The 14,617-nt window shown below is 38.8% G+C and carries 12 protein-coding genes; 5 read left to right on the top strand and 7 right to left on the bottom strand.

Going from position 1 to position 14,617, the window contains the following annotated elements:
• Positions 1-193: 193 nt before the first annotated feature.
• On the bottom strand, positions 194-805 hold the full coding sequence (locus ACINWC743_RS17265; protein ID WP_042090027.1) for an arylesterase: 612 nt from the start codon (positions 803-805) through the stop codon (positions 194-196).
• Between the two features lie 50 nt (positions 806-855).
• Here ACINWC743_RS17265 and ACINWC743_RS17260 point away from each other — a divergent pair, with 50 nt between their 5' ends.
• Both ACINWC743_RS17260 and ACINWC743_RS17255 read left to right on the top strand, forming a co-directional pair.
• The gene (locus ACINWC743_RS17260) at positions 856-1,605 is read left to right on the top strand and encodes an ABC transporter ATP-binding protein (protein ID WP_009586358.1); all 750 of its coding nucleotides are present in this window, start codon (positions 856-858) and stop codon (positions 1,603-1,605) included.
• On the top strand, positions 1,606-4,194 hold the full coding sequence (locus tag ACINWC743_RS17255) for an ABC transporter permease (protein ID WP_009586351.1): 2,589 nt from the start codon (positions 1,606-1,608) through the stop codon (positions 4,192-4,194).
• A 297-nt stretch (positions 4,195-4,491) separates the two neighbouring features.
• On the opposite strand, the gene ACINWC743_RS17250 is transcribed toward ACINWC743_RS17255, so the two are convergent.
• Positions 4,492-5,301 carry a rhomboid family intramembrane serine protease gene (locus tag ACINWC743_RS17250; protein ID WP_009586346.1) on the bottom strand — a complete coding sequence of 270 codons (810 nt, stop codon included), beginning with the start codon at positions 5,299-5,301 and terminating at the stop codon, positions 4,492-4,494.
• Positions 5,302-5,374: 73 nt separating this feature from the next.
• On the opposite strand from ACINWC743_RS17250, the gene mtgA reads away from it, so the two are divergent.
• Positions 5,375-6,049: a monofunctional biosynthetic peptidoglycan transglycosylase gene (mtgA, locus tag ACINWC743_RS17245; protein WP_009586332.1), complete on the top strand. Its 675-nt coding sequence runs from the start codon at positions 5,375-5,377 to the stop codon at positions 6,047-6,049.
• A gap of 414 nt (positions 6,050-6,463) precedes the next feature.
• Positions 6,464-8,545 (top strand): polyphosphate kinase 1, encoded by a 2,082-nt coding sequence (gene ppk1, locus ACINWC743_RS17240; RefSeq protein WP_009586341.1) that lies wholly within the window; start codon positions 6,464-6,466, stop codon positions 8,543-8,545.
• 110 nt (positions 8,546-8,655) lie between these two features.
• On the opposite strand, the gene ACINWC743_RS17235 is transcribed toward ppk1, so the two are convergent.
• From ACINWC743_RS17235 to rubA, 5 genes are all read right to left on the bottom strand, one after another.
• On the bottom strand, positions 8,656-9,834 hold the full coding sequence (locus tag ACINWC743_RS17235) for a TCR/Tet family MFS transporter (protein WP_009586365.1): 1,179 nt from the start codon (positions 9,832-9,834) through the stop codon (positions 8,656-8,658).
• A gap of 369 nt (positions 9,835-10,203) precedes the next feature.
• Positions 10,204-11,109, bottom strand: a complete 906-nt coding sequence (oxyR, locus tag ACINWC743_RS17230; protein ID WP_009586369.1) for a LysR family transcriptional regulator OxyR — start codon at positions 11,107-11,109, stop codon at positions 10,204-10,206.
• Positions 11,110-11,122: 13 nt separating this feature from the next.
• Entirely contained in the window at positions 11,123-12,061 is a 939-nt protein-coding gene (gene estB, locus ACINWC743_RS17225) for an esterase EstB (RefSeq protein WP_009586324.1), read from the bottom strand.
• A 56-nt stretch (positions 12,062-12,117) separates the two neighbouring features.
• On the bottom strand, positions 12,118-13,308 hold the full coding sequence (locus tag ACINWC743_RS17220) for an NAD(P)/FAD-dependent oxidoreductase (protein WP_009586325.1): 1,191 nt from the start codon (positions 13,306-13,308) through the stop codon (positions 12,118-12,120).
• Positions 13,309-13,409: 101 nt separating this feature from the next.
• Complete coding sequence (rubA, locus tag ACINWC743_RS17215; RefSeq protein WP_004678010.1) at positions 13,410-13,574, bottom strand: rubredoxin RubA; 165 nt, start codon at positions 13,572-13,574, stop codon at positions 13,410-13,412.
• Between the two features lie 495 nt (positions 13,575-14,069).
• Here rubA and ACINWC743_RS17210 point away from each other — a divergent pair, with 495 nt between their 5' ends.
• Positions 14,070-14,615 (top strand): adenine phosphoribosyltransferase, encoded by a 546-nt coding sequence (locus tag ACINWC743_RS17210; protein ID WP_035301350.1) that lies wholly within the window; start codon positions 14,070-14,072, stop codon positions 14,613-14,615.
• Positions 14,616-14,617 lie beyond the last annotated feature (2 nt).

The following is a 14,617-nucleotide window of genomic DNA, read 5'->3' as shown; positions in this document are numbered from 1 at the left end:
AAAGAAAGGATAGATTCTGTTATACCTGATTTTAGTTGAAAGGCAAGAAGTGATTAAGGTTTTATTTGTGATAATTGACCATATGTTATATTTAACATGTTGAATATTATGGTTATTTTAATATTTTAAGGATGTGGTTCTTCAGCTTATATCAAAGGCTTCCATGCCTAAACCTAATTGGAATGTCTTGGTGTTAAAGTGCGCCTTGAATCAAAGGATAGGCATTATCAAGTAAGATTTTTTGTGCCACCGCATTAGGATGGATTAAGTCTTTTTGCATGAGGTTTTTATTGCCTGCAATGCCGTTCATAAAAAAGGGGTGCAGTTTTACTTTGTACTGTTGGCTTAAGGTTTGGTAATTTTTTTCGAAAGCTTGGCTATATGCTGCGCCGTAGTTGGGAGGAATCTTCATACCCAACAATACTACTTTGGCTTGGCTTTTTTGACTTTGTTGAATCAATTGAGCAAGATTTTTTTGAATCATTTGTGGTGGTTGACCACGTAAACCATCATTCCCACCCAACTCAATCACAACCACATCAGGTTTATGAGTTTGTAATAATTTAGGTAAACGCGCTAAAGCACCACTGGTGGTTTCTCCGCTGACACTGGCATTTACCACTTGGTGTTGTTTGGGAAATTGCTGATTTAAGCGTTGCTGGAGTAATGCGACCCAACCCTGTTGTGGGTTTAAACCATAGCCCGCACTTAAGCTGTCACCTAAAATCATGATCGTTTTTGCAAAACTACTAACGGGCAACAGACAGATCATGCTAAAAAATAAACAATGAAAAGCGCTTTTCATTATTTTCAAATTTAACAACGTTTTGATTTGCATATTTAAGGTACTTTACAATGTCTAAGGTTCAGGATGCTTTAACTTCTCCCATCATGCCACAAGTGATAATTTCTGCACAGCAACTTACACAAAAGATAGAATTACCTCATCAAACGCTTACAATTTTTGAAAATTTAAATCTCGACATTTATGCAGGCGAACAGGTTGCAGTTACAGGGCGCTCTGGTTCGGGTAAGTCAACCTTATTGGGTATTCTGGCAACTTTAGATCAGGCGAGTGCAGGTCAACTCAATGTATGTGGTGAGCGTATTGAACATTTAAATGAAGAGCAACGGGCTTTGGTGCGACTTAAACACATTGGTTTTGTTTTCCAGGCTTTTCAATTGTTACCGCATTTGTCGGCTTTAGAAAATGTCATGTTACCTTTACGTTTACATTCTGATTTTAATTATGCACACGCAGAGCAAAAAGCACTCGATTTATTGGAAAAAGTCGGTTTAGCACGCCAAAGTCAACAAACACCCAAAGTATTATCTGGCGGAGAGCAACAACGTGTTGCGATCGCACGTGCGCTTATTTCAGATCCACAGATTATTTTTGCTGATGAACCAACAGGTAATTTAGATGAGCATACTGCGTATGAGATTGAGCAGTTATTATTTAGTTTGAATCAAGCATTAGGTACAACCTTAGTTTTAGTCACACATAACCCACAATTGGCAGCGCAATGTCAGCGTCATTATGAGTTAAAAGATGGTCATTTGATTGAACATTTACGATCCCCACAGAGAAGTGAGGTTGTTTAAATGTTGAATCTTTTTAAACCTTTATTTCGGCAAAGTTTTGCTAGCTCAGGCATTTATTTACTGATCATTGCTTTGAGTTTAGCCATTAGTGCGACCACGGCTTTAAAGTTCAGTAACGATCAGGTTAAGCAAGCAGTTACTTTACAAGCCGCTAAAATGCAAGCTGCTGATTTGGTGCTGAGTGATACCAATCCAATTGACCCTCAATGGTTGAATAAAGCTGAACAACTCAAGTTAAAACAGTCACATGTTACGATGTTCAGTTCTATGGCGTCGACTCGTGATCAATTTGTGATGGTCAATGTCAAAGCCATTGATCCATCATTTCCTTTACGTGGTGAGTTAAGGATTCGCCCACAACAGTCCTTACAAAATGGCGGAATTTGGCTGAGTAAACGAGCCCAAGAATTATTAAAGCTCAATATCGGTGATCAAGTTCAAATTGCAAATGGTCAATTTAAAGTCACGGGCATCATTGAACATGATTCTAACCAAGAGTTAGGTTTTTCTGCATTTTCACCGACAGTGATTATTGCTCAGGCTGATGTTGCAAAAACTGGGGCAATCCAAATCGGCAGTCGCATTGAGTATCGGCTGTTAATGGCGGGTGAAAAACAGTCGATTGAAGCTTATCAAGCCTTCTTTAAAGCATTCAAAGCGCAAGAAAAGAAAAATTTTGCCCAGCAATTTACACAGGATCAGCAGAAAAATTCTACGACTTCAGAAACAGGGCAGTCAGCGTCTGAAACGCAACTCATTCATACCCCATCTGAACCATCTCCACAAGACTTGCAAACAGCGGATCAAGCTTTAGATGCCCAGAGCAACTTAAGACTACGTAATGCGGATGAAGGAAACTCACGTTTACTGAAACCGATTGAAAATCTTGATACGTTTTTACAATTGGCAAATATTCTAACGATTCTACTCTGTGGTTTAGCGATTGCTTTAACCAGCCAACGTTATGTGCAACAGAATCAAGATCATATTGCCTTGATGCGTTGCATGGGCGCAACCAGACGACAGATTTTTCAAGCTTACTTGAGTTTATTGACTGTGGTGATTTTGATTGCGATCGTGATTGGAAGTTTGTTGGGACTGGTTTTAGGTTATTCATTGCTACAACTCATGTTGCAAATGATTCCAAACCTAGAATTACAATTTTCAATATGGCAGATATTTTTAGGTCCATTACCGATCGCTATTTTCACCAGTGCAATTGTACTGATTGGATTTATTCTGCCGAGTTTATGGCAATTGCTCAATACACCTCCGATACGTGTTATTCGCCAGCAGGAAAAATCAGCAGGCTCTATATTATGGATGATGGCGACAGGTTTAATCAGTCTGATTATTTTTAGCTTGGTATTGACTGAGAATCTAACGCTGACAGCAGTGGTCATGGGTGCAGTCATTGTCCTCACGGGGTTATTGTATGTTGTGGTTTGGTCAGTCTTAAAGACGCTGAAAGCAATGAAAAGTCGTTTCTCTGCTTATATTCGAACACCTTCCCAAACAACTTTGCAAATCACAGCTTTGGCACTAGGTTTGAGTTTAATTACGGTATTGGCTGTATTACGTACTGATTTATTGGAGCGTTGGCAGCAACAGTTGCCTGAAGGTACTCCAAATCAATTTATTTATGGTTTACCTCCATTTGAACTTGAAGCATTTAAACAACAGTTGGCGCAACATCACTGGGAAAGTACACCACTATATCCCAATGTTAAAGGGCGCTTGCTGGCTAAAAATGGTCAGGCTTTTCCTGATTCGTTGGTAAAAAGTAATAATTCATTACGCCGTGAGTTAAATTTAACTCAAGCAGATCATTATCCACAGGACAATATCATTGTTGCTGGTCAGTCTAAATTGACAGAAGTTGGACAAGTTTCGGTTGAAGCAAAATTGGCTGAAGAGTTGGGGATTAAGATAGGGGATCGTTTAACCTTTAGTTTGCCAGAAGGAAACTTACAAGCTCAGGTGGTAAATTTACGTACTGTTCAATGGCAAAGTTTTAGCCCAAATTTCTTCTTTATTTTTACGCCTAAGACATTGGATGAAAATGCAGGAAGCTATTTAGGAAGCTTTTATGTGTCACCTGCGGACAAAGCTAAAATGATCAGTTTAATCCAACAATTCTCAAATACAGTGTTTATAGATGTGTCTTTAATTTTTGATGAAATTAAACAACTGGTTTCTGTCTTGGTGAAAATTATTACAGTATTGGCTGTCTTGGTCAGTTTGTCGGGTTTTCTTGTTTTGATTGCTTGTATTAATTTGTTGATGGATGAGCGCAAAAGAGAAGTCGCGCTATTACGTTCATTCGGTAGCTCAAAACGACAGTTAAAAAACATGATGAGCATGGAAATAGGTTTTATTGGATTGTTGGCAGGGATTGTGTCGTGTTTCTTTGCTGAAGTAATTAGCGCAATTGCCAGTTATCGTATGGAGATGCCTTTACAATTTCACTGGGAAATTTGGTTTATTCTGCCTATTTTGATGGCGGTCTTATGTGCAGTAATCGGAAGATACCGTTTAAGCTATTTGTCAGATATTCCACCTTTACAGAGCTTAAGAGAACTGAATTAAAACAAGATGATTGAACAGCAATCATTGCGCTATTCTGACGATTCCAGTTTATGGATATTATGAAGTGATGGCAATAAAGAGGCTCACTTTTTGGTGAGCTTCTTTGAATTACAACTTTAGATGTAAAGTGTCACATTGAATGCGTTATATCGCCAAACAATGATCCATAGTAGTAATTTTATGAATCAAGAAAACTTATATTTTGCTGTATGCATTTTTCAACAGATTGACTATAAATACTCGACTGAAATACTTTAATTTTTAGGGATGATTTAAATTTTGCAGATACACTGCTGATCAAAATTGAAATTGCGCTCGCATTTGTGAAACTGCTTCTTGCCAAAGTGGTGTAATTGGACCCACCAAATGTTGGCAATATAGATATGTTGCATATGTAACAGCGATGCCTAAAATCATAATGATCACATTTACAGCAATCGGTGCTTTCATACGTTGCATGACATACCAAGCTAAAGCCATCACAGCTCCCATTAACATGCCTCCAATATGCGCAGCATTGTTGATTCCAGAAGCAAGGAAGCCGAATGCTAAGTTGATTGCAAGCACCGTTAAGAGTGATCTTTTATCCAGAATAAATCTCTGATTTGGAGTAGGTGGGAATAAAGAAAGTAGGGTTAAAGCACCCCCTAAGCCCATTACTGCCCCAGATGCTCCAGCGGATACATGAGGAATCAGTTTTTGGTCAAAGTGCTGTAAAAATTCATAACTATTCCGAATATCCAAGTAGCTACTGAGTAGACTTCCCATCAACCCCGCTAATAAATACAGTCCCAGGAAATAAAATTTCCCAAAGGTTTTTTCAGCGACATCACCAAAAATATACAGTGCCCACATATTCATCAACAGATGCAAAATGCCAAAATGAAAAAACATACTGCTGAATAAACGATAAGGTTCCTCTAGAAAGGTTAAAGGTGCATAATCAGCACCCCAACGCAAAGCATCCAATGTGGTGGGGTCAGTAATATTAACGCCTGACAAAACTTGGATGGCGAATAAACCTACATTGATTGCAATTAACAATAAGGTGATTTTGCCAATCGTGTTGGGTGAGTTATAGATGGATGAGTCTTGATAATTCGACATGCTATTTCTTAGCTTTTTATTGATAGATTCAGCTTAACATGAAATGTCAGCATTTTCGGAGTAAACAGCTGAGATGAAAGCTTTTATTGTTCGTGCTTTGTTAATCATAATCAGTATTTTGATTTTGATTCAGCTATGGATTTTCTCCAGTTTAGTGTATTGGCGTACCCATGATGTAGAAACCACAATGTTTATGCGTTGGACATATTTCTCAGACTTTAAACCGATTGAACATCAATGGCGCAATTATGATGAGATAAGTGACAACATTAAGCATGCGATTGTTGCGGCTGAAGATGCCAAGTTTTTAGATCATCATGGTTTCGATTGGGATGGGATCGAAGATGCTTTGCAACGTAATTTAAAGAAAGACAAAGTTGTCGCTGGGGGTTCAACCATTTCGCAACAACTGGCTAAAAATTTATTTTTCTATAACCGCCGTTCAGTGATTCGTAAAGGGCAGGAAGCCATTGCAACGACCATGATGGAGCGTATGTGGACTAAGCAGCGTATTCTTGAAGTGTATATGAATTCTGTTGAGTTTGGCGATCATATCTATGGAGTAGAAGCAGCCTCACGTTATTATTTTGGTAAAAGTGCAAAAAGTTTAAACCGAGAGCAAGCTGCCTTTTTAGCGGTGATTTTGACCAATCCCAAATACTATCAAGAAAATCGCAATGATCCTAAATTGCTCTATCGAAAAAAACTGGTATTAAAATATATGCGTTATACCCGTATCCCAAATTAATCTGCAATATTTAAAAAGTGAAATTATCATGTTAGGGTCTGTGGACAATTCGTCTATGTTTGCGACTAGGTGTGTTTTTTAGACGATTCTAGGCATGAAATACGAAATTTAGTCATTCTAAATGAGTAGTTCGTAACGACGAAGCGACAAAAAACACACTAGTCCCGAAGGGTTGTGGCTAAAATTATCTCAGGCTATGTTATGAAACTTGAAAATAGTCTCGCTATTCTCTTCATTTCATGCCTTGCCTGCTCAATTTTAACCTACAACGCAAGTCATTTATGAAATGTCCACAGCCCCTAAGAAAAGCACAAAAAAATGTGCTTTTTTTATATCGTGATGCTTTTTTTATGAAATTGTCATAAATTTGAAGCATACTAGAATAATGACATTTTCCAGATGCAGGTTTATTGCATGAATACCGCAGTGACTCCAACAACACCGACAGAATATTCTTATAATGAACGATATATCAATCGTGAACTTTCTATCTTAGATTTCCATTTGCGTGTTTTAGAGCAAGCTGTTGATCCTCTGCATCCGCTATTAGAGCGTATGAATTTTTTGCTGATTTTTTCTCGCAACATGGACGAGTTTTTTGAGATTCGTGTCGCTGGAATGATGGAGCAATTAACGCTGGGGAATGAAAGTCGTTCACCTGATGGGCTTACACCTAAGCAAGTTCTAGATCAAATCTCTAAAACAGCCCATGAAGCCATTGAACGTCAATACCGTATCTTAAATGAAGAGATCTTCCCGAAACTCCGTGAAGAAGATATTTGTTTCTTACGTCGTGGAGAACTGACACCTGCTCAATCGGTGTGGATTAAAAAATATTTTCAAGAACAAGTTGCGCCTGTATTGACACCAATTAGTCTTGATCCTGCGCACCCATTCCCACGCTTAGTAAATAAAAGCTTAAACTTTATTGTCACTTTAGAAGGTAAAGATGCTTTTGGTCGACAAATTGATTTAGCGGTTGTTCCAGCACCTCGTTCTTTACCGCGTGTGGTACGTTTACCTGATGAGTTAACAGGTGGCAAAGAACACTTTGTGATGTTGTCTGCGATTATTCATGAACATGTCTCTGATTTATTCCCAGGGATGACTGCAACAGGTTGCTATCAGTTCCGTGTGACACGTAATGCAGATTTAGCGCTGAACGAAGATGTTGAAGACTTGGCGAAAGCACTTAAAGGTGAATTGAGTTCACGTCGTTTTGGTCGTGCGGTGCGTTTAGAAGTCACTGAAAACTGTCCAAAACATATTTATGAATATTTGTTGGATGAATTTGATTTAGAAGAAGAGCAACTTTATAAAGTCGATGGACCAGTAAATCTCGCACGTTTAGTATCGAACTTTAAACGTCCACATATGCGCTATGATTCACATGTGCCTGCAATTCCAAAAGTATTGAAAAAGTCTGAAAATATTTTTTCAGCGATGCAGAAGCAAGATATTCTTTTGCACCATCCCTTTGAATCTTTTGCACCTGTAATCAATTTGTTGCGTGAAGCAGCACGAGATCCTCAAGTCCTTGCGATCAAACAAACCTTGTATCGTAGTGGAGCGGATTCAGAAATCGTACAGGTATTAGCCGAAGCGGCGCGAAATGGTAAAGAAGTCACAGCAGTGATTGAACTGCGTGCTCGTTTTGATGAAGAATCAAACATTGCTGTTGCCAATGTACTGCAAGAAGCAGGTGCCGTGGTGGTGTATGGTATTGTGGGCTATAAGACACATGCCAAAATGATTTTGGTGGTTCGCCGTGAGAATAATAAACTTGTTCGCTATGTTCATTTAGGAACTGGCAACTATCATGCAACCAATGCACGCATATATACCGATTATGGTTTATTAACCACAGACAAAGAACTCTGTGAAGATGTGCATCGTATTTTTCAAGAGTTGACGGGCATGGGTAAAATGGCGAAGTTGAAAAAACTTCTACATGCACCGTTTACCTTACATGCACAGTTAATCGCTTATATTGATGATGAAATTGCCAATGCCAAAGCGGGTAAACCAGCTCAAATCATTGTGAAGGTGAATGCTTTAACAGAGGTTCAGTTAATCAATAAGTTGTATGAGGCTTCGCAAGCAGGTGTACAAGTCGATTTGATTATTCGTTCAATCTGCTGTTTACGTCCAGGTTTATCAAATCTCTCGGAAAATATTCGTGTACGTTCAATTGTTGGACGTTTCTTGGAACATACCCGTGTTTATTATTTTGGTAATAACGGAAATGCCCGTATTTATTGCTCAAGTGCGGACTGGATGGATCGAAACTTATTTAATCGTGTCGAAGTATGTTTCCCAATCGAAGATCCTGCACTGAAAAAGCGTATTTATCAGCAAGGTTTGGTGAATTATCTTAAAGATAATACTCAAGCTTGGTTGTTACAAGGTGATGGTACATGGGTTCGTGCTCAACCTAAAGAAGGTGAAACTGTACACAATGCACAAAAAACCTTATTAGAGCATTTTAACGGCTAAATTTAATATTTCACGATTTAAACCCGATTGATTTCAATCGGGTTTTTTTGTTTCTTCAGAATATGGCTAGAGATAAACCCGTTTATAAAACAAAGGTAGTTAGCTGAAAGTTAAAGCGGTTTAGCTTTGAGTTGAAACAGTATCAAAGGGAGGACAAACAAATAAATAATTGCAACGATTAACCAGATTGCACCCGACCATTGAGTATGAAAGTGAAAATAAATACTCGAAAAAAATAAGGGGGCAATGACTGAGGCTAGACTCACGGTAGATGCAATCAAGCCCTGAAATTGACCTTGTTGATCTGCGGAAACTCTTGCAGATGCTAACGCTTGTAAGGATGGTGTTCCAATACTGCCTAAGGCAAAAATTGGCATGATGACAAAGATGATCCAACCTTGTTGAGCAAAAGCCATGATATTTAGAGCAACCAAGAGACTGCCTAATCCAATGAGTACGGTATTTCGTTCACCCCAAAATTTGACAGCATGTTGAGGGAGCAAGGATTGAACCAGAACTTGGCATAATCCAAAAGTACCTAAAGAGAGCCCGACCCAAAAACTGTTCCAATGGAAGGTGTCATGTCCCCAAAGTGCCCAGCAAACCCCATAAGCCTCACCACAGGCACTGAATATAAAAAATATTACCATTAGAGGAATTAGGTTTCTTTGACTAAGTGCAACTTTAAATATTTTAAATGGATTTAAACTGGCATGGTTTTGAATGGTGGCATGTTGGGGGCGAGATTCAGCCAAAGCAAAGAGAGCAATTAAAAAATTCAATCCCGTCAAAAATGCGGCGATCAGAAAGGGGAGTTTGAGTCCGTATTGTCCTAATAGTCCACCGAGTACAGGACCTATAATGAAGCCCAAACCAAACATGGCATTGAATCTACCAAAGTACTTGGCGCGATTTTCTGTTGATGAAATATCAACGATATAAGCTGAAGCGACAGCCATATTGGCACTGGTCATTCCAGCAATGACTCTTCCGATGAACAACCAACTTAAATGCGAAGAGAAGGCCAATAATAGATAGCTGATCGTTGAGCCAGCTAAAGAAATTAACAGTACAGGTCTTCTTCCTATTTTATCGCTTAAACTGCCTAAAATCGGAGAGAAAATGAATTGCATCATTGCATAACAACCGATGAAAAAACCCATCAAGAGTGCTACGTTTTGTTGTTGGCTTAGCGTTTTAAGTAATGAGGGGAGTAATGGGAATACAATTCCGATTCCAATCGAATCTAAAACAATCGTTGAAAAAATAATAAATAAAGGTCGATTCATGGTGCGTCCTATCGAAAATTCAGGCACAGAAAAACTGTGGAAACCTGTTAACGATGCTTGAAATATCCAAGCCCTTGGGAACGCTGACCAATAGAGTGATTGGCTATGTGTCGCTTACAGCATTTTCAATGATTGAAAATAAAATCAAGTAAGTCGATTTTTCGCGATTTTTTTTATCGTAACAATACATACAAAATTAGAGTGCTAACTTTGTACTGAACAAATATTAGCATCTTTGTTTACTAAAAAACATCGTCTTTAAAATTTGGCAAACCCGCTAAACATAAATTCGGTGATTCAATGAATTATTTGCTTAACATTAAGGATTAAAAAAGGAGTCATATTTGACTCCTTTTAGAATTTCTTAGATTAACGTAAATTGGTGGTGATCTTTTGAAGAATTTGCAACAAGACATCAAATTCACTTTGCAGAGGTGTGCTTTTACGTGTGACCAAAGCGAGTGTACGAGATGGTGCATTTTCAATTGGTTTTACCACAATTTGATCATTGTTTTTCAGCATATGGGCATGAATCGCAATCTCAGGGAGTAAGGTATAGCCCAAGTTTGAACTCACCATTTCAACCAGTGTTGGTAAAGAACTTGCCTTTAAACGATGATCATTTTTACGTTCACCAATTGGGCAAACACTTAACGTATGATCACGCAGGCAATGTCCTTCTTCAAGCAACATCAGATGTGACAAATCTAGGTCGTCTAAACTTCTTGCATTTATGGCATTTTGATCTGCTTTATTGCAAACCAAGAATAAATCTTCTTTTGCAATTTCAGCAACTTTTAGACCGCGTGTGTCAAAAGGCAATGCCAGCATGATCACATCTAAATTACCATGCTCAAGTTTTTCAACAATTTTTTCACTTTGTGCTTCGTGTAAATGTAGTTGAATCTTAGGAAGTTGTTTATGCACTTCTTCCAAAAGTTGAGACAAAATAAATGGTGCGATGGTGGGAATGATCCCTAAATGTAAATCACCAGTCAAAGGCTCACTCATTTCACGACTTAAACGCATTAAGTCTTGTGCATCGGCGAGTAGAACACGGGCTCGGGCAACAACTTGTTCACCTAAGGGAGTTAAACGTACGTTTTGGCGATCACGTTCTACGAGTACGCCACCCAATAAACGCTCTAACTCCATAATTCCACCCGATAATGTGGATTGAGTTACAAACGAACGGCGCGCTGCTTCAGTAAAGTGCAACGTCTCAGACAATGTCACTAAATATGACAACTGTCTTAGGGATGGTAATGCAGCCATAGTGTCCTAATGCTTATGATTTAAAATGATGTGCAAATAAGCCGCTAAGTTGAGGAACAAAATGCGGTGGGATATCATGCCCCATTCCTTCAATTAATTCAAATTTAGCGCCCGAAATTGCTTTCGCAACTGCCTTACCATGACTTGGAGGTAGTAAACGATCTTTAGAACCATGTAACACCAGCGTTGGCTTATTGATCTGTTTATCCAATTTAAGTAAGGAACCTGTACATAATATTGCTAAAAACTGTTGAAGTACACCCGCAGGATGATAACTACGGCGATATAATTTACGCGCGGTCTGAATTGCCTCAACTTGATTAATATAACCTGGTGACCCAATCATTTGAAAAACCTTGAGTGAATGATTCACAATCCCTTCTTCATCGCGAGATTCAGGCTTGCCTATTAGACTAAAGAGTTGCTTCGGAAAAGGCGGGGGTAAAAGCGGTTGGTTGTTACTGGTAAACAAAAGTCCAACTTTCTCAATTTTTTCTGGATATTTTGCCGCTAAAATTTGAGAAATCATTCCACCCATTGAAGCACCGAGAATATGCGGTTTTTCAATTCCTAAGCGATCAATCAATAACGCGACATCATCTGCCATATCAAATAGATTGTATGGTGCGCCATCATTCGGTAAGCCTAATGCAAAACGCCCCATGAGTTTATACGAGTTTAAACGTGGACCTTTGTGGCGAATTTTTGACGATAAGCCAATATCACGATTGTCAAAACGAATGACATGAAAGCCTTGATCTATGAGGGACTTACAAAAAAAGTCGGGCCAAAATAACATTTGCGCTCCCAATCCCATAATCAAAAGAATCGAAGGGTGTTCGGGGTTTCCTCCTGTTTCGACATGAAGTTGAATACCATTACCTAAATCGACTTTGGTTTCATTCATGAATGAAGCATACGGTGAAATTTGGAATTGAAGTGCGCTATTCATTGTTATTTTCCTAAGCAAGGATATTTTGATTAAAAAATATCCTTGCTATTAAACCCTTAAACTGATGCAGGAATCAAGTCTGGAACCAGTTTTGTTAAAGTAAGGCGTTGTTTACCTGCTGTTGCTCCTAGTAAGACGAAACCACGTAATGTTCCATCAGCATCAGTGGCTTTAGATAACATTCCATCATCAAACTCTTCATTTTCCCAAGTCACTTCAACATCAATTGGAGCAGGAAGGACCGTCAAAGGCGCTGCAGGGGTTTTAACCGCGACAGGCATTGCTGGGTAATGAACTGTGGTCGTTTGACCACTTAATGTTTTGGCTAAAGCGCGAGCTTGTTGCATGATTGGCATTACATATGGCAACAGTGTTCCATTTACTTCCGCACAGTCTCCAATTGCAAAAATATCCGCTTGATTGGTTTCAAGTAAAGTATTGGTAATCACGCCGCGACTGGTGTTGATTTCTGCTGTCTTTGCCAACGCGATATTCGGTTGTAGACCAATCGCGGAAAGGACTACATCTGCGACCAATGACTGACCACTTGCCAATGAAACGATATAACCACGTTCGGTTTTAGATACTTTTTCTACAGTTGTACCTAAAACAAAGTTGATGCCCGATTCTTCAAGATTTTCTTTAAATGCTTGTGCGACATGCTGCGGAAGCAGACGACCTAAGGGTTGTGGTGCCAAATCAATCACTGTGACTTGATGACCTGTATTTTGTAAATCATTGGCAAATTCGCAACCGATCAGACCAGCACCCAAGATCACAACACGTTTATTTCCACATTCACCTGTCGTACAATGTTCCAGTGTTTCTCGAAATGCACGATAGTCAATCAGCGAGTTCACGACATGGATGTCGTCACTACCATCACCAGCAATGGCTAAGCGAATTGGGTTTGCACCAACAGCAAGGATGAGTTTCGAGTAGGCTTGAGTTGAAGTCTGACCATCTTTTTCAAGGGTCAACTCATGCTTTTCTGCATCAATGTTTTTTACCCAAGTTTCTTTTTCGATGCGCATATTTAATTGCGTACTCATTTTTTCAGCATCGCCTAAACCTATTTGCTCAGGTGCTTTTTTGCCAACTAAGGCATTCGACAATGTAGGTTTTGCATAATTGACCGCATCATCTGCGCAAATCATCACTAACGCTTGTTCAGTGTTTAACTTACGGAATTCTCTTGCCAGTGTATAACCTGCCATACCAGAACCGATGATGATGATTGGTTGCATATCTTTCTCCATACATGCCTAAAAGAGTGGGGGAATTGAATAATTTTTATGACGTAATATACGTAAAAAAGACCATGTAAACATGGTCTTTACGCGATATTTTAGATTTCTACCATTTCAAAGTCTGCTTTAGAAACACCGCAGTCTGGGCAAGTCCAGTCATCTGGGATATCTTCCCATTTGGTACCTGCTGCGATGCCGTCTTGTGGCCAACCCTCTGCTTCGTCATAAATCCAACCACAAACGATGCATTGATATTTCTTCATCTGATTCTCCGATAACTGACAGGTAGATTGCTTTTCTGCCAGTAAAATTCCATCCGCTGCTTGACTCAAATAATATGCAAATAAAGTGTGTACATATTCCTCTAAATTTTTACGCAGTTCTGTGTCTAAAGTAAAGTAAATATCGGAGTTTATCTCACTCTTGTAAAAGCTGAATGGCAGGTCAGGACAAAAGCAATGTTTATTATGCCAACTGATTGGGTAAAGTTTTTAAAGAAATTGATTTTTAGTAAATGTCAATCTGATGCCCTAAATTGTTTAAATCATTGAATATAGACTAAGGTCTGAATGATAAATTATAAAAGTATTGTTAAAATAAAATAAGGTTAAACTATAGTCAGTATTTTGTATAAAAATGGCTTTAATAAAATCAATAGCTTAAATAAGTGTAAGATTTTTCTGGGTTTGGTGTCGCTGTCAATTTTGCTTAAAAAGCGTTAAAATTCACGCATTAATTTTCTTTTAAATATCTCCCTAATGATGAACATGTCTACTGCTTTGTGGTCAAGTATTCGTACTGTCCAAGATTTTCCAAAACCAGGTATTTGTTTTTATGATTTAACCCCATTGTTTATGAACAATCTGGGTGAATTGGCTGATGCATTGATTACAAGTATTCCTGTTGAACAATTGGCAGAGGTGGAGAGTTTTGTTGCGGTAGAAGCGCGTGGTTTTGTTTTAGCGAGCTTATTGGCACAACGTACAGGCAAGGGGTTATTGCTGGTTCGTAAAGCAGGAAAATTGCCACCACCGGTTGTTGGCGTGGGCTATAGTCTGGAATATGGTTTAGATCGTTTGGAAATGTCCGCTAACATTGCACCACAAAAAGTGATTATTGTGGATGATGTATTGGCAACAGGTGGAACACTCAAAGCAGTCAACCAATTGATGCACAAATGTCATCATACAGTATTGGGTGCGAGTATTTTTCTTGATTTGCCTGACTTACATCAAGACTTGGGTTTAAAGATTTGGTCTGTCTTAGATGAACGCTCAAAACCCGTAGAAAAAGCAGTCGCTTAATC

The sequence above is a fragment of the Acinetobacter sp. WC-743 genome, from assembly GCF_000335555.1.
GTDB lineage: Bacteria > Pseudomonadota > Gammaproteobacteria > Pseudomonadales > Moraxellaceae > Acinetobacter > Acinetobacter bereziniae.
The sequence above is the reverse complement of the archived record's forward strand: the minus strand, read 5'-3'. Positions and strand labels throughout refer to the sequence as shown.

Excerpts from the sequence above, each read along its gene's own strand:
- ACINWC743_RS17260 (WP_009586358.1), top strand. The coding sequence starts at position 856 with ATGTCTAAGGTTCAGGATGCTTTAACTTCTCCCATCATGCCACAAGTG.
- ACINWC743_RS17220 (WP_009586325.1), bottom strand. The coding sequence starts at position 13,308 with ATGCAACCAATCATCATCATCGGTTCTGGTATGGCAGGTTATACACTG.
- oxyR (WP_009586369.1), bottom strand. The coding sequence starts at position 11,109 with ATGGCTGCATTACCATCCCTAAGACAGTTGTCATATTTAGTGACATTG.
- ACINWC743_RS17235 (WP_009586365.1), bottom strand. The coding sequence starts at position 9,834 with ATGAATCGACCTTTATTTATTATTTTTTCAACGATTGTTTTAGATTCG.
- rubA (WP_004678010.1), bottom strand. The coding sequence starts at position 13,574 with ATGAAGAAATATCAATGCATCGTTTGTGGTTGGATTTATGACGAAGCA.
- ACINWC743_RS17255 (WP_009586351.1), top strand. The coding sequence starts at position 1,606 with ATGTTGAATCTTTTTAAACCTTTATTTCGGCAAAGTTTTGCTAGCTCA.
- ACINWC743_RS17210 (WP_035301350.1), top strand. The coding sequence starts at position 14,070 with ATGATGAACATGTCTACTGCTTTGTGGTCAAGTATTCGTACTGTCCAA.
- ACINWC743_RS17265 (WP_042090027.1), bottom strand. The coding sequence starts at position 805 with ATGAAAAGCGCTTTTCATTGTTTATTTTTTAGCATGATCTGTCTGTTG.
- estB (WP_009586324.1), bottom strand. The coding sequence starts at position 12,061 with ATGAATAGCGCACTTCAATTCCAAATTTCACCGTATGCTTCATTCATG.
- ACINWC743_RS17250 (WP_009586346.1), bottom strand. The coding sequence starts at position 5,301 with ATGTCGAATTATCAAGACTCATCCATCTATAACTCACCCAACACGATT.
- ppk1 (WP_009586341.1), top strand. The coding sequence starts at position 6,464 with ATGAATACCGCAGTGACTCCAACAACACCGACAGAATATTCTTATAAT.
- mtgA (WP_009586332.1), top strand. The coding sequence starts at position 5,375 with ATGAAAGCTTTTATTGTTCGTGCTTTGTTAATCATAATCAGTATTTTG.